The 21,736-nt window shown below is 52.3% G+C and carries 10 protein-coding genes; 5 read left to right on the top strand and 5 right to left on the bottom strand.

Annotated features, from left to right (window positions below):
• Window positions 1-45 precede the first annotated feature (45 nt).
• The 5 genes from speA to T496_RS0102140 form a co-directional block, all read right to left on the bottom strand.
• Window positions 46-1,938 carry a biosynthetic arginine decarboxylase gene (gene speA, locus T496_RS0102160; protein ID WP_027449293.1) on the bottom strand — a complete coding sequence of 631 codons (1,893 nt, stop codon included), beginning with the start codon at window positions 1,936-1,938 and terminating at the stop codon, window positions 46-48.
• Complete coding sequence (locus tag T496_RS0102155; RefSeq protein WP_027449292.1) at window positions 1,935-2,462, bottom strand: shikimate kinase; 528 nt, start codon at window positions 2,460-2,462, stop codon at window positions 1,935-1,937. Before T496_RS0102155 ends, speA begins: the two co-directional genes overlap by 4 nt.
• Window positions 2,459-4,774 (bottom strand): type I DNA topoisomerase, encoded by a 2,316-nt coding sequence (gene topA, locus T496_RS0102150; RefSeq protein WP_027449291.1) that lies wholly within the window; start codon window positions 4,772-4,774, stop codon window positions 2,459-2,461. The genes T496_RS0102155 and topA overlap by 4 nt, the downstream gene beginning before the upstream one ends.
• A gap of 85 nt (window positions 4,775-4,859) precedes the next feature.
• Window positions 4,860-5,381 (bottom strand): NUDIX hydrolase, encoded by a 522-nt coding sequence (locus tag T496_RS0102145; protein ID WP_027449290.1) that lies wholly within the window; start codon window positions 5,379-5,381, stop codon window positions 4,860-4,862.
• Window positions 5,382-5,576: 195 nt separating this feature from the next.
• Window positions 5,577-6,710, bottom strand: coding sequence for a TlpA disulfide reductase family protein (locus T496_RS0102140; protein ID WP_027449289.1), 1,134 nt, complete (start codon window positions 6,708-6,710; stop codon window positions 5,577-5,579).
• A gap of 212 nt (window positions 6,711-6,922) precedes the next feature.
• On the opposite strand from T496_RS0102140, the gene pnp reads away from it, so the two are divergent.
• From pnp to T496_RS0102115, 5 genes are all read left to right on the top strand, one after another.
• Entirely contained in the window at window positions 6,923-9,283 is a 2,361-nt protein-coding gene (pnp, locus tag T496_RS0102135) for a polyribonucleotide nucleotidyltransferase (protein ID WP_027449288.1), read from the top strand.
• A gap of 612 nt (window positions 9,284-9,895) precedes the next feature.
• Window positions 9,896-13,423, top strand: coding sequence for a hypothetical protein (locus T496_RS14325; RefSeq protein WP_155808593.1), 3,528 nt, complete (start codon window positions 9,896-9,898; stop codon window positions 13,421-13,423).
• Window positions 13,424-13,669: 246 nt separating this feature from the next.
• The gene (locus T496_RS13220; protein WP_155808591.1) at window positions 13,670-16,492 is read left to right on the top strand and encodes a fasciclin domain-containing protein; all 2,823 of its coding nucleotides are present in this window, start codon (window positions 13,670-13,672) and stop codon (window positions 16,490-16,492) included.
• Window positions 16,493-16,511: 19 nt separating this feature from the next.
• The gene (locus T496_RS0102120) at window positions 16,512-19,922 is read left to right on the top strand and encodes a SusC/RagA family TonB-linked outer membrane protein (protein ID WP_027449287.1); all 3,411 of its coding nucleotides are present in this window, start codon (window positions 16,512-16,514) and stop codon (window positions 19,920-19,922) included.
• Window positions 19,923-19,955: 33 nt separating this feature from the next.
• Window positions 19,956-21,728, top strand: a complete 1,773-nt coding sequence (locus T496_RS0102115; RefSeq protein ID WP_027449286.1) for a RagB/SusD family nutrient uptake outer membrane protein — start codon at window positions 19,956-19,958, stop codon at window positions 21,726-21,728.
• The last annotated feature ends 8 nt before the right edge of the window (window positions 21,729-21,736 follow it).

Here is a 21,736-nt window from a genome sequence, read left to right as displayed (position 1 = left end):
CCCTATTTAACTTCCATTTTTTATTTCCTTGAATATATCTTCCGATTACTCCAGATAAGTATATCCGTAGAGTCCTGAGCGATAGGTGCTGAGGAATTCCTTGCCTTCTTCCAGCGAGATCTTGCCTTCCTTCACACTCTTTGTTACCCAGATCTCCAGCTGGCGCACCAGCTTCTTCGGGTTGTATTGCACGTACTCCAGCACCTCTTCTACCGTCTCACCGTCGATGATCTGGTCGATGTGATAGCGACCGTCCTTCACTGATACGTGCACGGCATTCGTGTCGCCGAACAGGTTGTGCATGTCGCCCAGGATCTCCTGATAGGCGCCTACCAGGAACACACCCAGGTAGTAGGTCTCGTTCTTCTTCAGGGCGTGTACAGGCAGTGAGTGCGAGTTATGACGGTTGGTCACGAAGTTTGCCACCTTGCCATCGCTGTCGCAGGTGATGTCCTGAATCGTTGCGTTGCGTGTAGGACGCTCGTCCAGTCGCTGAATAGGCATGATGGGGAACAACTGGTCGATGGCCCATGAGTCGCTGAGGCTCTGGAACAGCGAGAAGTTACAGAAATACTTGTCGGCCAACAGCTTGTCGATGTTCATCAACTCTTCAGGCACGTGCTTCATGTTCTTGGCCAGCGCGTTGATCTCGTGACAAACGCTCCAGTACATGGCCTCAATCTCGGCACGCGTCTTCAGATCCACGATGCCGTGTGAGAACAGGTTCAGCACCTCCTCGCGAATCTGCTCAGCGTCGTGCCAGTCCTCCAGCACGTTGCGTGGCGACAGGTTGTCCCATATCTCATACAAGTCCTTCACCAGCTGGTGAGAGTTCTCGTCGGGTTCAAACTCCTCGTCCATCTCAGGCAGTGAGGCCGTCTCCAGCACATCGATCACCAATACCGAGTGATGCGCAGCCAGCGAGCGTCCGCTCTCCGTGATGATGTTGGGGTGGGGCAGCTCGTTCTTGTTGGCCGCATCTACGAAGGTGTAGATACAGTCGTTCACATACTCCTGGATAGAGTAGTTCACCGAGCTCTCGCTCGATGGCGAACGCGTGCCGTCGTAGTCCACGCCTAGTCCGCCACCGCAGTCCACGAAGTCCACGTTGTAGCCCATCTTGTGCAGTTGGATGTAGAATTGTGAAGCCTCGCGCAGGGCAGTCTGTATGCGTCGTATCTTAGTGATCTGCGAACCAATGTGGAAGTGTATCAGTCTCAAGCAGTCGCGCATGCCTTTCTTGTCCAGCATGTCGAGCGCCTCCAGCAGTTCTGCGCTGGTCAGTCCGAACTTCGAGGCGTCGCCACCGCTCTCTTCCCATTTGCCGCTACCGCTCGATGCCAGTTTGATGCGAATACCGATGTTTGGTCTCACGTCCAGTTTCTTGGCGATGCGTGCAATGATGTCCAGCTCGTTCAGTTTCTCCACCACGATAAAGATGCGCTTACCCATCTTCTGTGCCAGCAGCGCCAGTTCGATATAGCTCTGGTCCTTATAGCCGTTGCACACGATGATAGAGTCGCTCTGGCACTGCATGGCAATCACGGCGTGCAGCTCGGGCTTCGAGCCAGCCTCCAGTCCCAGGTTGAACTTGCGGCCGTGCGAGATGATCTCCTCTACCACGGGCTGCATCTGGTTCACCTTGATGGGGTAAACCACGTAGTTCTCGGCCTTGTAGTCATACTCTTTCGCAGCCTTCTTGAAACAACTCCATGTCTTCTCGATGCGGTTGTCCAGGATGTCTGGAAAGCGCAGCAGTACAGGTGGTGTGACATCGCGCAGCGACAGTTCGTCCATCACCTCGCGGATATCAATCTTCACATCATCCTTACAGGGTGTCACAAAGACATTACCCTTGTCGTTGATACCAAAATAACTTGTGCCCCAGCCATTGATGTTATACAGCTCGCGGGCGTCGTCCAAGGTCCATTTCTTCATTGTTCAAGCAAGTCTTTCAGTTTATCTATGGTGATTTTTATCTTTTCGTAATTGTCCATCAGGCTCACGTCGAGCGTGTGCTTCGCCTTGGTGTAGAATGGCTCACGCTTCTCCAGCTGTTCGCGGATGAAGGTGATCAGTTCCTCGGGCGTCTTATCCTTCAGCAGTGGGCGTTCCACCTTTGCCATCAGCAGGTGCTTATACAGCACCTCGGGCGATGCTTTCAGATAGATCACCTCTCCCTGTTGGTTCATATAGTCTATGTTATCATAGAAGCAGGGCGTTCCGCCACCGCAACTGATGATCACGTTTTCAAATTCAGCCACCTCGTGCAGCAGGCAGTGCTCAATCTTGCGGAAGCCCTCTTCGCCCACCTCTTGAAACAGTTGTGACACCGTTTTCCTGTGGCGGCTCTCTATGTACCAGTCCAGGTCATAGAAAGGCATGTCCAGTTCCTTCGAGAGCGCCTTGCCAATGGTGGTCTTACCGGCTCCCATGTAGCCTATCAGGATGATACGTCTCATGCCTTATTGATGATGGCCATACATTCGTCGTAGTTCAGCTCCTTGGCACGCTCGTGCATGTTCTTAGGCAGACGGTAGTTCTTGCCGTCGTAGGCCAGGTAAGGACCGTAGCGTCCGTTCAGCACCTCCAGTTTTGGATCCTCGCTGAAGGTCTTCAGGTGCTTCTGTGTCTCCTGCTTGCGCTTCTCCTCAATCAGCTTCACGGCGTCGCCGATGCCGATGGTCAGCGGGTCCATGGTCTTGGGCAGTGTGGTGTACATCTTCTTGTGCAGGATGTAGTTGCCATAGCGTCCGGTGCCGATGGTCACGGGCTCGTCCTCGTAGGTGCCCAGCATGCGGGGCAGGCGGAACAGCTCCAGGGCGTCCTTCAGCGTCACCGACTCCATGCTGAACTCCTTGGGCAGGTGTGCAAACTGAGGCTTTTCCTTGTCGTCGGCGCTACCGATCTGTATCACCGGTCCGAAGCGACCGATCTTCACAAATACAGGCTTGCCAGACTTGGGGTCCTTACCCAGTTCACGTTCGCCGGCCTTATGCTCTGAGCGTGCGTTCAGTGTTTTCTCTACCGTAGGCTCAAAGCTCTTGTAGAACGTCTTGATCATCTTGTTCCACTCCTGTCGGCCTTCGGCGATCTTATCGAAGTCCTGTTCCACCTTAGCGGTGAAGTTATAGTCCATGATAGCGGGGAAGTGCTCCATCAGGAAGTCGTTGACCACAATACCGATGTCCGTGGGCAGCAGCTTTCCTTTGTCCGAACCGATGGTCTCCGTGCGGTTCTTCTGGCTCATCACCTTACCCTTCAGGGTGATCACGGCAAACAGATGCTCCTCGCCCTTCTTGTCGCCCTTAGCCACGTATTCACGCTGCTGAATGGTCGAGATGGTTGGGGCGTAGGTAGAAGGACGTCCGATGCCCAGTTCCTCCAGCTTGTGCACCAGCGAAGCCTCCGTATAGCGCTGTGGGCCCATCGTGTTGCGCTCCACGGCCTGCACCTCGCGTCGAGCCAGCTCGTCGCCTTTCTTCAGTGGTGGCAGCACGTGTGCAAACTCATCCTTGTTCTCGTCCTCGTCGTCTATTGACTCACGGTAAACCTTCAGGAAACCGTCGAACTTCACCACCTCGCCCTGTGCGATAAAGGTCAGTGTCTCGTTGACCGTCTCGCCATTGCTGATGGCAATCTCCACGGTGGTCTTCTCTATCTGTGCATCGGCCATCTGGCTGGCGGCGGTGCGCTTCCAGATGAGGTCGTACAGGCGCTTCTCCTGCGACGTACCCTCGATGGTGGTGTTCTCCATATAGGTAGGACGGATAGCCTCGTGCGCCTCCTGTGCACCCTTCGAACTGGTGTGATACTGGCGCACCTTGCTGTAGTCCTCGCCATACAGACGGATGATCTCCTCCTTCGAGGCGTTGATACAGAGTGCCGACAGGTTCACCGAGTCCGTACGCATGTATGTGATGCGTCCGCTTTCATACAGGTGCTGTGCCACCATCATGGTCTGGCTCACGGTGAAGCCCAGCTTGCGGGCAGCCTCTTGTTGCAGTGTAGAGGTGGTGAATGGGGGTGCCGGTGTGCGCTTCATGGGCTTCTTCTGCACCGAGGTCACGGTGAAGGTGGCGTTCTTACACATCTCCATAAATTGCTCCACCTCTTGTTCGGTCTTGAAGCGCTGTCCCAGTGTGGCTCTCACTTCCGATTGTGAGCCGTCCTTGTTGGTGATGCCAAAGGTGGCGTTCACGCTGTAGTATGTCTCCGTCTTGAAAGCTTGAATCTCGCGCTCGCGTTCCACAATCAAACGCACGGCCACGCTCTGCACGCGACCGGCCGACAGTGCTGGCTTCACCTTGCGCCACAGCACGGGCGACAGCTTAAAGCCCACCAGACGGTCCAGCACACGGCGTGCCTGCTGAGCGTTCACCAGGTTCATATCCAGTGTGCGTGGGTTCTCGATGGCCTCCACGATAGCCGGTTTGGTAATCTCGTGGAACACGATACGCTTGGTTTTCTCCTCGTCCAGTCCCAGCACCTCACACAGGTGCCAAGAGATGGCTTCTCCCTCGCGGTCCTCATCGGATGCCAGCCACACCTGACTTGCTTTCTTGGCCTGCGAGCGCAACTCGTTTACCAGTTTCTGTTTCTCTTCGGGAATCTCGTATTCGGGTTCCATGGTCTTGTCATTGATGCTCAACTCGCGCTTTTTCAGGTCGCGGATATGTCCATAGCTCGACATGACCTTGTAGTCATCGCCCAGGAATTTCTCAATGGTTTTGGCCTTGGCGGGTGACTCTACTATCACTAAGTTCTTTTGCATAAATCCAATTTTGTTTACTTTTGGGGTGCAAAAGTAAGCAAAAAAGTTTCTACCACCTTATATATATAGGAGTTTTTTTGTTTTCTTAACGATTGGCGTTCAGAAAACGTTTCACGGCTTGGCTGATACTTTGCAGGCCAAACTGCGTCTCATCGACCTCGCTGAGGGGCATCCACATAGCCTCTGCGGCGTCGTCGTCCGCCGTTGCGATGCAATTGTCATCCACGTCCAGTCGGAAGAACAGGTCCAGCGTATGGATGGTCATGCCCGAATACTCGTAGAGGTTAGGAATGCTAAACAGGTACTTGGGGCTGTTCAGCTTCAGTCCGGTCTCCTCTTCAATCTCGCGCAGCATGCCCTCTTCAGCATTCTCGTCCATATCTACAAAGCCGCCAGGCAGGTCCAGCGTCCCTTTGGCCGGCTCCTTGCCTCGTCTCACCACCAGCAGTTCTCCTCTGCTGTTCAGAATAAAGGCCGCCGTCGCTGCCGACGGGTTCGCGTAGTACACGAATCCGCAGCTCAGGCATTTCTTACTCTTGAAGTTATTCTTTTCGAAATGACTGCTGCCGCACACGGGGCAATGCGTGAATTTGTCGAGGGGATGCACTTTTAGTTGAGAGTTGAGAGTTGAGAACTGAGAGGTATGATTAGACTTTTTTAAAGTGAGAGGTGAGAAGTGAGAGGTGAGAGTTTTTTTTACTGAGAAGTGAGAGGTGAGAAGTGAGAAGTATTGTTAGATTTGTGTGATTAACTCAATGACAAAAGTAATCATACTTCTCACTTCTCACCTCTCACTTCTCACTTAAATAAGTTTCCTAATCTCTTCTTCAAGGTTTTTGATTTGTACAGAGCGTTTCTGCAGCTGGTTCTGGCGATCGATGAGGAAGTACTCGGGGAGTTGCTGCACGTTGTAGCGAACGATGGAGGTGCCTTCGCCGTCATAGACGCAGATCCAGGGCAGGGCCTCTACGGCCTGACGCCAGAAGTGCTTGTCGCCATCGAAAGATACCTGATAGATCTCCAGGCCTTGCGCGTGATACTTGTTATAGAGGTCGCGCAAAGCCAGGATGCGGGGCGCAGAGTCCTTGGCACCAAACGAGTGGAAGTCCAGCAGCACCACCTTGCCCTTCAGCTCAGTCAGTGTGCGTAACTTACCATTTTTGTCAGGTAAACTTAAATCGATGACGCCCGATTCCACCACCATGTCGCTGTTCAGCGCGCGCTGCTGGCGGGCAGCAGCCTGGCGGTTGTCGTTCATGCCTTTCAGTGTCATGCTGCGCAGGTTCTTCGCGCGGTCGCTCTCAGGATAGAAAGTCTCCCAGCTGGTGGCCACGGCGCCAAACACCTTCAGGTCTTGAGGATTGTTCTTGTCAAAGATATTCCAAGGACCCACCGTCTGGAACAGGGCGAAGTAGGCAAATGCCTCGTTGGGAGCCTGATAGATATAGTTCAGTTTCACGTCCTCCTTGTAGGCATTGATCATGTGCTCCAGCGAGTCCAGGGCGCGCTCGCGTCCCAGCGACGTGTTGCGGTCCAGTGCAGCCACGCGCTCCTGCAGAGCCTGCTGCTTCAGTGCCAGCTCCTTGATCTTCTGACAGTTCATCGAGCCCTCCACCTCGTAGTTGGCGGCCATGCCGGGGTACGCAGCCTTCACGCTGACCGTCTCTGTAGAGTCTATGCTCAGGTTCACGATCTGGTTGCTTATGCGCAGCACGTAGAAGTCGGGAGCCTGTGGTGCAGCCTGTTCGAAGCAGAAGTCGCCGCTCTCGTCCAGTTTCACCGAGTCCACCACCTCAGCTTTTGTCACGCCCATGTGGTGCAGGTAGAGCACAGAGTCCTGTGCGCCGTCAATATGTCCCTCGATGGTGAATGTGTTCTTGTTGTTACAGGCAGCCATTGTGGCTGCGGCCAGTAGAAGAAACGCTATCTTTTTCATTTTTTGTCGTTTTGGATTTTGCGTGCAAAGTTACGAAAAGTCGAGAGAAGAACAAAGCAAACTTGTTTGTTTTTTCTTCCGAGACGCAGTAACTTCGGTTTTTTTTTGTTTATTTAATCATTAAAAAATAGTAAAACTTTGATAAATATTCTTTTATTCAACTGAAAAAGTGTAAATTTGCACGTATTTTTTTATTAAAGATGTATTAAAAGATGAACGTAATTACAAAAACCCTTCAATTGGCTGATGGACGTACCATCACCATTGAAACCGGGAAAGTGGCAAAACAGACCGATGGTGCTGTCATGTTGAAGATGAACAACACCGTACTCCTGGCCACTGTTTGTGCCGCAAAAGATGCAGTTCCCGGAACCGATTTCATGCCTTTGCAGGTTGACTATCGTGAGCAGTATAGTGCTGCCGGCCGTTTCCCTGGTGGATTCACCAAGCGCGAAGGTAAAGCCTCTGATAACGAAATCCTTACCAGCCGACTGGTGGACCGCGTGCTCCGTCCGTTGTTCCCCAGCAACTATCACGCAGAAGTATTCGTCAACGTGATGCTGCTTTCAGCTGATGGCGTTGACCAGCCCGATGCTTTGGCCGGTTTTGCTGCTTCAGCAGCGCTGGCATGCTCGGATATTCCCTTCGAGTGCCCCATCTCTGAGGTGCGCGTGGCTCGTATCAACGGCGAGTATGTGATTGATCCTACCTTCGAGCAGATGAAGCAGGCCGACATGGATATCATGGTAGGTGCCTCTGCCGAGAACATCATGATGGTGGAAGGTGAGATGAACGAAGTATCTGAGCAGGATCTGCTGGGCGCCCTCAAGGCCGCTATGGAGGCTATCAAGCCCATGTGCGAACTGCAGAAGGAGCTGAGCAAGGAGCTTGGCAAGGACGTGAAGCGCGAGTACAACCACGAAATCAACGACGAGGCTCTGCGCGAGCGCATGAATAAGGAACTCTATCAGCCCGCCTACGACGTTACTAAGCAGGCCCTCGAGAAGCACGCACGTGCCGAGGCTTTCGAGAAGATCCTGGCCGACTTCAAGGAGAAGTTCCTGGAGGAGCTGCCCGAGGATTCAGAGATCTCGAAGGAAGACTACGAGGCTATGATGGATCGCTACTACCACGACGTAGAGCGCGACGCCATGCGTCGTTGCATCCTCGACGAAGGTATCCGTCTCGATGGTCGTAAGACCGACGAGATCCGTCCCATCTGGTGCGAGGTTTCACCCCTGCCCATGCCTCACGGATCAGCCATCTTCACCCGTGGTGAGACACAGTCTCTCTCTACCTGTACGCTGGGCACCAAGCTCGACGAGAAGATGGTGGACGATGTGCTCGACAAGAGCTACATGCGTTTCCTCCTGCACTACAACTTCCCCCCATTCTGTACTGGTGAGGCTAAGGCCCAGCGTGGCGTAGGTCGTCGTGAGATTGGTCACGGTCACCTGGCATGGCGCGGTCTGAAGGGTCAGATTCCCGAGGACTTCCCTTACACCGTACGTCTGGTTTCACAGATTCTCGAGTCTAACGGTTCTTCATCAATGGCCACCGTTTGTGCCGGTACCCTCGCCCTGATGGACGCAGGTGTTCCCATGAAGAAGCCCGTCAGCGGTATTGCCATGGGTCTGATCAAGAACCCCGGCGAAGATAAGTATGCCGTATTGAGCGATATCCTCGGCGACGAGGACCATCTGGGCGACATGGACTTCAAGACCACCGGTACAAAGGACGGTCTGACCGCTACCCAGATGGATATCAAGTGCGACGGTCTGTCGTTCGACATCCTCGAGAAGGCCCTCATGCAGGCTAAGGCTGGTCGTGAGCACATCCTCAAATGTCTGACCGACACCATCGCAGAGCCACGTGCCGAGTTCAAGCCCCAGGTTCCCCGCATCGTACAGATCGAGATTCCTAAGGAGTTCATCGGTGCTGTCATTGGCCCTGGTGGTAAGATCATTCAGCAGATGCAGGAAGACACCAAGACCACTATCACTATCGATGAGGCCGACGGTGTTGGTAAGGTACAGGTATCAGGTCCCGATAAGGAGAGCATCGACGCAGCCCTTGCTAAGATCAAGGCTATCGTTGCAATCCCCGAGGTAGGCGAGGTTTACGATGGTGTTGTTCGCAGCATCATGCCTTACGGCTGCTTCGTAGAGATCATGCCTGGCAAGGACGGTCTGCTCCACATCTCAGAGATTGACTGGAAGCGCCTCGAGACTGTCGAGGAGGCAGGTATCAAGGAGGGCGACCACATCCAGGTGAAGTTGCTCGAGATCGATCCTAAGACCGGCAAGTACAAGCTCTCTCACCGCGTGCTCGTTGAGAAGCCCGAGGGCTACGTAGAGCGCGAGCGTCCTGCTCGTCGTGAGCGTGGCGAGCGTCCCGAGCGTGGCGACCGCCGTCAGCCCCGTCAGGACCGTGGCGATCGTGGCGATCGTCGTCAGCCCCGTCAGGACCGTCAGCCCCGTGCTGAGCAGCCCCAGGGCGAGGTTTATCGCGATCCAGCTCAGAACCATGAGCCCAAGGACTTCAGCGATGCCCTCGATCACATGGACTTCTAAAACGCAATACTAGTCGTTTCGTCGCCTTATATATATAATAAGGTGTAGCAATAGGCTCCGTTTTCCAATGCGAAAGCGGAGCTTTTGTTTTTCGTCTAGGGGCTAGATGAGTGCGTTCTAGAGTCTAGATGAGGTCATTCTAGAGTCTAGATTGGGTCGTTCTAGAGTCTAGATTGGATCATTCTAGAGTCTAGATCGGGTGCAAAAGTGGCACTTTTGGTCGGTAAAACTGGCACTTTTGATTGGTTATAGTGGCACTATTGCGTGCTTATAGTTGTGCTCTTAGATGCCGAAAGCATTGCTTTTCTGTTCTAATAGTGGCACTTAGATACTGGTACCGTTATTGTTTTTGTATAATATGTGAATACAATCCCTGATTTTGATGAATCGCTGTTTTGACAATTAGGGTGTATCAAATACATCTTTTTTTTGCTTATTTGTGTTAAAATTACACTTTTTTGTGTTCTGATGCAAAAAAAACTTTGAAAATTGATATGCAATATTAAAATTTTGCTTATATTTGCATCCGAAATCATTCGAAAGAGTGTGTTTTCAAAAACAAACATTTACTACTATATATTATATATTTACTAACTTCACAAATTTTAGCTTATGAAAATCTCAAAACTCTTTGTTTTGACCGCGCTTAGCCTCTCGGCCACAGGCGCGACAGCAACTATTGTGAACGGTGAGCGCCAGAAACCCGGGGTGCCACAGGAGTTTACAGAGTTTGTTAAAGGTGACACGGTGTATTTGTATAATGTTGGTGCTGACATGTTCTTCTGTGGCGCTAACGATTATAATACGCGTGCCAGTGTGGGTGAAAAGGGCCACAAGATCGCATTTGTAGAAATAGAAGATGGCGTACTTTTCCGTGACTCTGCGGAGGCCAAGGGCGCCTGGAAGGGTGTAAGTGTCGCACAAGATGCTGGCGATAATGGCATTTGGGCTGACCAGCCCGATTGGACATATCGTTTCTGGAACGTTACAAAGGTAGGTGATGCTTACCGTATTGAGAACGCTACAAAGACTGAGCTTAAGGACATGTTCCTTGGTTGGAATGGCCATGCAAACGATACCCGTTTGTATTTCTTCGCTGCCGATGAGCTGGGCGATACAGCGAAAATCGACTGGCAGTTCATGAAGCCCGAAGTTTATCAGGCTTACGAGGCATCTATCGCCGTCTTCCTGAAGGCTCAGGAGCTGAAGGTTCAGCTGGATGCTGCTAAGGAGAAGAATGTGAATGTAGCCGATCAGGAGGCTGTCTATCTGAACGAGTCTGCTACTATGGAACAGCTGGAAGAAGCCATCACGCAGGTGAAGGCTGCTATTGCTAAGGCTGCCGAGGATGCTGCTTCTGTAGCTAAACCTGCCGACCTGACTTCAAGCATCACCAATCCTAACTTCGATGGCCACGTGGCTACAGGTTGGAAGGGTGATGGACCTGGATGGGGTAATGGTGATCAGAATTTATCAGAGGTTGCCGAGCACTACAATAAGAACTACGACACCTATCAGGAGCTGGCCGACATGCCTAAGGGTGTATATATGCTCAGTGCCAACGGCTTCTACCGTAACGCTGCCAATGGCTGGGATGAGTATAAGAATGGCACCAATAAGTTTGCCAAACTCTATGCTGTGGCCGACGAAAAGGAGATGACACAGCCATTCACCTCACGTTGGTCTTGCTTGAACACACAGCCAATGGCCGGTGCAACCGCTTTTGGCCCTGAGGCTGAGGAGGCTGAAGTTAAAGTTGATGACGTCACCTACTATGCACCTAACAACCCCGCAGCTGCACGCCTCTACTTCGAAAAGGGCTGGTACATGAACAATCTGTTCTTCAGCGTTGACGGTGGCAGCGTGAAGCTGGGCGTCAAGAAGACCGAAGACAACAGTGGCAGTGACTGGACCGTATTCGACAACTTCACACTGACCTACTTCGGCAACAAGGCTGAGGCTTATCAGTACTGGTTGACAGAAGCTATTAAGAATGGCAATCAGTACGACAAGAATACACAGTGCACTGAATCATATCTGGAGGCTTATGAGAATGCTGCTGTTGGTGCTACCGCTAGCACTCGTGACGAGGTTCTCAGCGTATTGGCTTCTATCAAGACTGTCGAGGACTCGCTGATTGCCAACATCAATTTGTGGAAAGAACTGGCTGCTCTCTACACTGAAGCAGAAGCCGTTCAGACTGACAAGAATATCTCTGCCGACTGGAAGGAAGACTTGCAGGATGAAATGGCGGATGTGTATGATGCTCAGAGGCGTCATGAATTGAACAACGCCGAAATCCGTGACCTCATTGCTGAGTTTGACGACATTATCACTGAGACCAAGAAGCATCTGGCTCCTGGAACAGACTGCACCTACTACCTGAAGAATGCAGATTTCCAGAAGGGTGCTGAGGACTGGAGTGGTAGCCCTACCATTGGTGGTAACCCCAATAAGTGTGCCGAGGCTTACAATAAGAAGTTCGATATTTATCAGGAACTGAAGAATGCCCCTGTAGGTGTTTATGAGATTGAAGTACAGAGCTTCTTCCGCTTAGATCGTGACCAGACTGCTTATGATAGGTGGCTGGCAGGTACACAGACTGCTCCTGGTGTAGTTTACATGAATCAGGCTGAGACTCCTCTGAAGTGTGTATTCTCAGAGCCTAAGGCTGACGGTATTCTTGGATATGAAGCAGATGGCCAAACTCCTATTATGTACACAGAAGGTGGTGTTAATAAGTTTGAGGGCAATTGGTACCCCAACGATATGACCACTGCAGCAGAGGCCTTTGCAGCAGGTATGTATAAGACTTCAGCATTCGGTCTCGTAGCTAAGGATGGTGATCCTATGCGTATTGGTGTGAAGGGTGACTGCACTGGTCCTAACTGGGCTATCTTCGATAACTTCAAACTGACCTATCATGAGTACAGAGCAGATGTCGTACAGTCTGCAATGCAGAGCGCGCTGAACGACTTGAACACTGCTATCGATGGTAAGGCTTATGGTAAGAACGTTAAGGATAGTGTGACTCTGATTGCTAAGGCTGTTGCCGATGTAGACAAGGGAGACGGTAAAGCTATGTTCGCTCTCTTGACTCAGATCTACGAGCTGACTGATAGAGTAAAGACTTCTCTCGCACTGTTCGACAAACTGGCTAATTCGAATAAAAGTCTGGGTGGTATGCTCGAGAATCCCATCAACGATGCTGCTGCTCAGGATGCCGCAATCCTTTGCGATGAGATCACTGGTAAGATTGCTCAAGGCATTTTGACCGATGCTGACGCAGAGGCTTATCTGCTGAAGATTGCTGAAATGATAACGAAGGTTAACACACCTCCATATCTTGATGCTAGCGATGAAAACCCTGTTCCTATGACTTCACTGATCCAGACTCCTGGCTTCGAGAAGATCGAGAACGACGTGAAGACCAACTCTATCGAGGGCTGGGAGAACACTACTGGCTACAGCTTCGGTAACAGCGATAAACAGAAGGGTGCTTACGCTCTGGAGTTCTATCAGCAGACGTTTGATATGTATCAGGACATCATCGGTCTGCCCAACGGTACTTATGAAGTAGGCGTACAGCTGTTCAACCGTATCGGTGGTTTTGATAACGACTTTGCTGAATATACCAAGAATCCTAAGGCAGCTCAGGCTTACCTCTACGCCGTTAGCGGCGGCAAGACCAGCTCTGCTCCTGCAGTCTGCGCTACAGCAGGTGCTCTGACAAATGATCCTGCAATCGCTAATGAGAGCTCATACACCGCTGCAGGTACTACCTACTACATGCCTAACGACATGGTATCTTGCGGTCAATTCTTTGATATGGGTCTGTACAAGACCAGCCTCATCGTGAAGGTAACTGAGAACAAGCTGCGCATCGGCGTGAAGAAGTCAGAGCAGATCGGCGATGACTGGGTTCTGTTGGATAACTTCACCCTGACTTACTTCGGTGAGAACAGTCAGAAGGAAGCCAGCGACGATGTATCTGGCATCAACACCATCAACGTGCGCGGTGCTAAGTCTGAGTTCTTCACTCTGGACGGTCGCAAGACCAATGCCGCTCAGAAGGGCATCTTCATCCAGAAGATTGTTCTTGACAATGGCAAGGTGGTAGTACGTAAAGTACAAAAGTAATTAGTGGACTGATAATGAATTATCATCAACTGATATTCCTATAAAAGGGATCGGGGACAGCTGAAAATGCTGTCTCCGACCCCTTGTTTTATGTCATACAAGCCTTTGAAAACCTAAATGATCTGACCATGACAACACATACTACACAGTCTCCCGATAGGGGAGAGACAAACCCTGTTCGGCGCCTCTGCGTGCTGAACCCCAAAGAAGAAACAAAAAACAACTAATATAAACAACTAACACACTATGAATCGTACAACTATCGTATCGCAAGGACGACGGGTGGTGATGGCTGCCTGCTGCGCGTTGATAGGAGCCTCAGCACTGCAGTCGTGTAAGGACGACGTGCTGACCGGACAGCCCTCCTATTTGGGCAACTCCATCTACCAGCGCCTGCAAGAAGACGGCAACTACAACTACACGGTGCGCCTCATTGAGGACTTGGATTTGGCAGAAGTCCTCAATCAGACAGGTTCAAAAACACTTTTCGTAGCAGACGACAAGGCCTACGACGCCTGGTTCCAGAACAACGACTGGAACGTGTCACGCTATGAAGACTTGAATCTTTCGCAGAAGAAGTTGCTGCTGAAAAACTCGATGATAGACAATGCCTATCTGCTCGAGTTGCTGGGCAACACCAAGGGTACGCCTCCCAGCGAGGGTAAGGCCATGCGTCGCAAGACGTCAACCCACATCTATGACTCTATCCAGGTGCTGCAGCCAGCCGACATGCCTAACAATCCCGCATGGAATGCACTGCGTGCACGCGGCAAGGCCGTGCCCGTGCTGAAGGATGAGACGGCTGCCCCCATGATCCACTTCTTGCCTTCGTTCATGAGCTACCACAACATCACAGCCGAGGACCTCTCGCTGCTGACCAATGGTCATGCCACCTCTATCCAGGAGTCGTGGGTCAACGGCAAGCGCGTGCTGCCCAACTATGATGAGAATGGCAACCGCGTGGAGGGTCACGACATCACCTGTAAGAACGGTTACATCCACAAGGTGGACGGTGTGATTGAGTCTTCGCCCAACATGGCCGAGATCATCCGCAACCTGCCCGAAGCCTCTATCTGGTCAAAGATTCTGGACCGCTTCTCGGTGCCCTATCGCAATGTGACAGCCACCAACGACTATCAGGCCAACAAGGGAAAGGCAGCCGGTGCCGATAAGGATACGGTTTATAACTTCCGCTACCTGAGCAACCTGTCTGTAGGTCTGAAGCCAGTGAATACCGACGAGGATAAGCTGATCCCTTCTGACGAGATCGGTCTGCTGAAGTTTGATCCAGGATGGAACCAGTATATCTATCGCGACGATAAGGACTTCGATATGCACTTCGATGCCGGCGCCATGATCGTGCCCACCAATGCAGCTATGCAGAACTGGTGGAGCCCCACAGGTCCTGGTTCCGACCTCTATAATGAATATGGTGGCGACTTGGATCGCGTGCCCCTGAAGACGCTGGCCAAGCTGATCAACGTGAACATGCTGACCTCGTTCTACGAGTCGGTGCCTTCTAACTTCCAGAACGTGCTCAACGATGCCAAGGAGAGCCTCGGCATTAAGAAGGAAGACATCGTGAAGTGCTACATGGGTTGCAACGGCGTGGTTTACCTGGTTGAACCTAAAGATGCCGCCAAGCCCATCTTCACACCTGCTGAGTATGCTTCGGTGGTTTATCCTGCACTGGCACACAGCAAGACCATGAACGCCATCTACTGGGGTATTGAGGAGCTGAACTTCCTGCCTTACCTCCTGGCCATGGACCAGCACTACAGCCTGCTGTTGCCCACCAACGATGCCATGAAGTTCTATGTAGATCCCTACACCTACGGACTGAAGGAAGAGGCAACGGGCACTGAGACTCCCGACATCATCGAGTTCTTCATCGACCCCAAGGTGGCTGCACGCAGCACACAGCTGAAGGCATGGCGATGGAAGTCAACCATCGATGCCGATGGTCGCATCGTCAAGAACAGCAGCACCGACTCTATCGAGGTAGAGCGCAACGTCATCAAGAAGATGATGGAAGACCTGGTCGATCAGCTCATCGTGGTTGGCGACATCGAGAGTGGCTACAGCTACTACAAGACCAAGAGCGGCTCTATCATCAAGGTCAACGGCAGCGGCAGCAACCTGAAGGTGGCCGGCGGTTGGCAGGTGGAGCACAACACCAGCATCCCCGTGGTGAACAAATATCTGAAGCAGAACGGTAAGGCCTACGAACTGGAGGCTCAGGTACCCCTGGGTGCCGAGAAGTCGCTGGTTACGGTGCTGAACGAGCACAGCGAGTACAAGCCCTTCCTGAACCTGCTGAACAGCAGCTACTGCGACTTCCTGACACAGACCCTGTCTAACACCTATAACTGTGGTGGTAAGGATCGTGGTAACCAGAACTTCAAGCTCTTTGATAACTATAACTACACAGTATATGTGCCCGGTCGCAAGGCCATCGAGGACCTGCAGGCTGCTGGCAAGCTGCCTAAGTGGCAGGAGCTCGACGAGACCCGCATCGACTCTGTCTCTTCACCTGGCGAGAAGATCGAGATCAGCGTGATTGACAGTATCTGCACGGCCAACAACTGGTTTGCTGATGCCCATGCCCAAAGCGATGCCGACTCTACCAAGGTGCGTACCGCTGTGAAGAACGCGTTGACCACCATCGTTGACGACTTCATCCGCTATCATGTGCACGACCATGCCATTGGTATTGACATGGCACCCGAGGATGGCGTAGGTCCTAACTACGAGAGTATGAAACGCAACCCCGACAACGGACGTTTCTATCCCATCAATGCCACCTACACCAAGTCGTCTCTCTCTGTGAAAGACGCCAAGGGCAAGACCCACCACGTGGTAACCACTCCCGGACTCTATAATAATATTGTGCGTGAATATTGGTTCCAGGGCAACTATACAGAGAAAGAGCAGACGGCTCGCCTCTTCATGGGTAGCAATGCCATGGTACATCTGCTCGACGACTCGGGCGCACTGATGTATGCCGACATGAAGAAATGGACTGTGGCTGTCAAAGAGGCCCTCATTGCTGCTAAAGTAATTAAATAATCAAGGAGGAACGAACACTATGAAGATACTTAAATCCATGATATTCGTTCTGGCACTGTTGTTGTCCACAGCAGTAGGCGCACAGAACATTACGTCGGTTCACGGTACGCTGAGCGACGAGCTGGGTCCGCTGATGGGTGCTACCGTCTGCGAGATCGATGCTACGGGACGTATCATCGAGTCGGCCGTTACCGACCTGAATGGTAACTTCACCATGAAGATCCGTAACCCGAAAGACCACATCCGCTTCAGCTATGTGGGCTTGAACACGATCACGCAGCCTATCAATAAGACCACTTACAACATCAAGATGACGTCTAAGACCGTCTTGAAGGAAGTGACCATCAAATCAAAAAAGCGTGCCACCGGTAACTCGCTGCCTATCCCACAGCGAGAGATCTCGTATGCCACACAGACCATCTCCATGAAGGAGTTCGAGGGTCTGGGCATCACCTCGGTCGATGAGGCCCTGCAGGGTCGTATCGCCGGTCTGGATATTATCGGTAACTCGGGTGACCTGGGTTCGGGCTCTACCATGCGTCTGCGTGGTGCCTCTTCACTCTCGTCGCTGACCGATGCCAACCCGCTGATCGTGGTGGATGGCAACATCCGCGAGGTGAGCCTCGACAACTTCGATATGGCTGGTGCCAACAACGAGAAGTTTGCCGAGCTGCTGAACATCAACCCTGAGGATATCGCCTCTATCACCGTGCTGAAGGATGCTGCCGCTACGGCCGTCTATGGTTCGCAGGGTGGTAATGGTGTGATCGAGCTGACCACCAAGCGTGGTGTGCGCGGTAAACCAAAACTCACCTACACACTGAAGCTCACCGGCACCTATCAGCCAAAGGGCTACGACCTGCTGAGTGGTGACGACTACACCATGATGTTGAAGGAGGCTTACTTCAACCCCATGCAGGACGGTACGATTGCCGACAAGGATGCTATCCCTGAGATCAACTACATGGGCGACAACGAAGGCTTCACCGACTGGCGCGAATACCGTGCCAACACCGACTGGCGCGACGCTGTGACTCAGTGGGGTCTGCGTCAGAACCACTACGTTACCATCTCGGGTGGTGGTGAGAAAGCCTCATTTCGTATCGGTGGTGGTTTCGACCACGAGACCGGTACCATGATCAAGCAGAAGCTGAACCGCTTCTCTACTCGTGTGGCTCTGGACTACAACGTCAGCAGCCGTATTCGCATCAGCACCAACTTTGCGCTGACCTATACGAAGAACGACATGAACTCTGACAACCTGCTGTCTATCGCACAGAGAATCATGCCTAACATGAGCATCTATGTGAAAGACCCCGTGACGGGTCTCGACACCTCAGACTACTTCACCATGCGCCGTCCCCGCTACGATGGTGACCCCATGCGCGGCTCGGACGTGTTCGAGAAAGACCAGCGCACCTATGTCAACCCCGTGGCCAGTGCTAACCTGGCTAAGAACCAGCGCCGCACCTACGACATGTCGCCTGAGTTGGTGATCAACTACCAGCTGCTGGGCACCGACGAGGACCACTGGCAGTTGAACTGGCGTGGTAGTGTGTATATGAACATCTTCAACCAGTATGACGACAAGTACTATCCTTGGGAGCTGAACCCCGTAGGCGTGAAGGGTGGTGTGAACAGTGCCTCGAAGGGTTCTTCGAAGAGCGTATCGTTCAACACCAAGCAGACCCTGACGCTGACACCTGCGTTCACCAACAAGGACCACTCGATGATGATGATGGGACGCTTTGAGCTGACCTCTGGTTCGTCTAACGGACAGGCTACGGGTGCCAACGGTCTGGCTTCAGGCGTATCGACACCTACTGCCGGCGGTCTGAACTTCTCGCCCAGCTCATGGTACAACCAGTGGCGCTCCATGTACTACACCTTCTCTACGCACTATGCCTACAAGGGTCGCTACGTGGCCGACTTCACACTGCGTGCCGACGGTACCACGAAGTTTGGTCCTAACAACCGCTGGGGCTTCTTCCCCTCTGTTTCTCTGAAGTGGATCGTCAGCGACGAGCCCTGGATGCAGAAGCTGAAGCCAACACTCTCGATGCTGGCCATCCGTCCCAGTTGGGGTCGTGTGGGTAACCAGCCCAACCAGAACTATCTGTTCACCTCTAAATATGGTACCACCGACCGCTATATCGACATGGCTGGTATGGTGCCCTTGAACCTGCGTCTGACCGACTTGAAGTGGCAGATCGTATCAAGCTATAACTTAGGTATGGACCTGGGCTTCCTCGACGATCGTCTGAACATGACCATCGAGGCCTATAGCTCTACCACCACCGACATGCTGCTGCAGAACTACCGCATTCCTTCGAACGCTGGTTTCGCCCACGTTCCCTATCGCAACAGTGGTAAGATGCGCAACACGGGTTGGGAGTTCCACATCAACACCAATCGTCTGATCAAGGCCGGTAAGTTCATCATGGACCTGAATGCCAACTTCGGTAACAACCGCAACGAGATTCTGGAGATGGACGAGTACCTGCTGAAGAACCTGAACTCTACCTTCTCATACGAGAACGGCGAGTTCCTGCGCTACGTGCAGCTGCACAACCCATTCGGCGCTATCTACGGCTTCAAGTATAAGGGCGTTTATACGCACAACTACAACACGTTCATCAAGTTGACACCTGCCGAGCAGCAGGGCTTCCTCAACGGAACACTGCCCGACGAATGGTATGCTGAGCGTGGTTGGGAGAAGCGTCCCTACACCGCACCTGTGGCTATGAATGCCGATGGCAAGCTGATTCTCGATGCTACAGGCACACCCGTGCGTATGGTCTATAACTATACCAACGACAACACCGGTAAGAACGTGCGCTTCAACGGTGGTGATGCCATGTACGAGGATATCAACCACGACGGACAAATCAACGCACTCGATATTACCTATCTGGGTTCGTCGCTGCCTAAGCTGACTGGTGGTTTCGGCTTCAGCTTCAACTATGGCGACTGGCGACTCACCACCCAGTTCAACTATCGTGTGGGCAACAAGATTATCAATATGGCACGTCTGCGTGCCGAGGCCATGACTGGCAACGACAACCAGAGCCAGGCTGTGAACTACCGCTGGCGCAAGGAGGGTGACGTCACCTCTATTCCTCGCGCTATGCACTACTTCAAGGATGGTCCTTATTCATACAACTCGCTGGTCAGCGACCGCTTCGTGGAAGACGGCTCTTACCTGCGTATGAGCTATGCTCAGCTGTCGTATGCCATCAAGAAGAAATACCTCACCTGGATTGGTCTGAACCGTATTTCTCTCTATGCAAGTATCAACAACCCCTTCGTCATCACGAAGTACTCGGGTGTTGACCCTGATATCTCGAACGCTGGCTACGATCCCGCTATCGATAATGCGCAGACCCCACGTTCACGTTCATATACACTGGGTTTAACTGTTGACTTCTAAAGGAATTGATAATCGAAACAAAACATGACTATTATGAGAAGCTATAATATATATAAAAAGGTGAAGGGACTGGCACTGCTGGTTCCATTCTCGGGGCTCCTCTTCTCTTCGTGCAGCGATTTCCTGGAAATCAAGCCGCAGAACGAGATTGTGCTGGAAGACTTCTGGAATGAGAAAGCCGATATCGATGCTATCGTGGCCGGCTGCTACTCTGGACTGGAGGCTGATCCCATCATCCGCCGCATGATTGTGTGGGGCGAGGGCCGCAGCGAGAACGTGATGGCCGGTGGTAGCATCGACAAGGACGTGAACCTGGCCTATGTGCTCAACGAGAACATCACCGCCATGAACCCCTATACCACATGGGATGGGTTCTATAACATCATCAACCGTTGCAACACGGTGATTCACTATGCGCCCACAGTGGCTGAGCGCGACCCCGGTTACACCGAGAGTGAAATGAATGCCACCATCGCCGAGATGAAGGCGCTGCGCTCGCTGTGCTATTTCTATCTGATCCGCACATTCCGCGACGTGCCTTATACGGAAGAGGTGTACCTGGACGACGACCAGAAGATGGATCTGCCAGCAACGCCTTTCTACACCATTCTCGACAACCTGATTGCCGACCTGGAGGGTGTGAAGGAGAATGCCATTACGCGTTATCCCACCACCAAGCCTCAGTATCAGACTGGCCGTATCACCAAGTGTGCCATCTATGCCATGCTGTGCGAGATGTATCTGTGGAAACAGGACTACGACAACTGTATTCGCTGCGCTGAATGGGTGATCAACGACAAGTTGAGCCTGGCCAAGGAGCAGCAGGCTAACACCACATCGATGAGCTCGCTGAACAGCGGCAACTTCGATCGCACCAACGGCTATCCCCTGGTGAACAACGCCCTCGGCAGCACCACCTATGGTAATGCTTATAGTAGCATCTTCGTGAATGGCAACAGCACGGAGACCATCTTCGAGCTGGTCTATGACAATGACGAAGCTGGAAAGACGATGCTGGGTAACTCGGCTGTCAGCGTGTTCTATGGCAACAATACCAACGCCGGAGAACTGCAGCCCTCTACGGTTGTGATCGGCGACTATGCGCTGACCAGCGGCCGCGTGATCTATGAGGATAAGAACATGAAGTCCGACTCTCGTTTCTTCGTGAACTGCAACACATCGGCAGAAGTCATCGCAAAGTACACCTATAAGAACATCATGGTGACTGCCGGTTCTTCTACGCCTGGTTCATGGATCAATAAGTACGAGTTTGCCAAGATCAGCAATGTGGACCACCACTACAACAGCAGCAACTGGATTATCTACCGCTTGTCTGACATCATGCTGCTGGAAGCTGAGGCCTACTGTATGAAAGCGAAGGAAGGTAGCGACTTGGAAACCGAAGCCAGCAACAAGCCATTGCTGGACGCTGCCTTCAAGCTGGTGCAGGCTGTGAACAACCGCTCGATTGCACAGAACAACATCGCCACCGTGCAGTTGGCACGCGAGGACTATAAGACCAAGGCCCAGATGGAAGACCTGATCTATCGTGAGCGCCAGCGCGAACTGATGTTCGAGGGCAAGCGCTACTACGACCTGGTGCGCTGCTCGATGCGCGACGGCAACACCCAGCGCCTGTCGCAGGCCATGGCTCGCCGCGATATCACGAATGGTGAGTTTGTGCAGAACTTCTTCAAGAAAATCGATGCTATCTTCTGGCCCATCAACAACGATGAGCTGAAGGTGAACAAGAACCTGAGACAGAATCCATCGTTCGGTTCTGGAGAGAATCAGAGCTATGAGTAATGATGTTG

Origin of the sequence: Xylanibacter brevis P6B11, assembly GCF_000621825.1 — a bacterium.
Taxonomy (GTDB): Bacteria; Bacteroidota; Bacteroidia; order Bacteroidales; family Bacteroidaceae; genus Prevotella; species Prevotella brevis.
The sequence above is the reverse complement of the archived record's forward strand: the minus strand, read 5'-3'. Positions and strand labels throughout refer to the sequence as shown.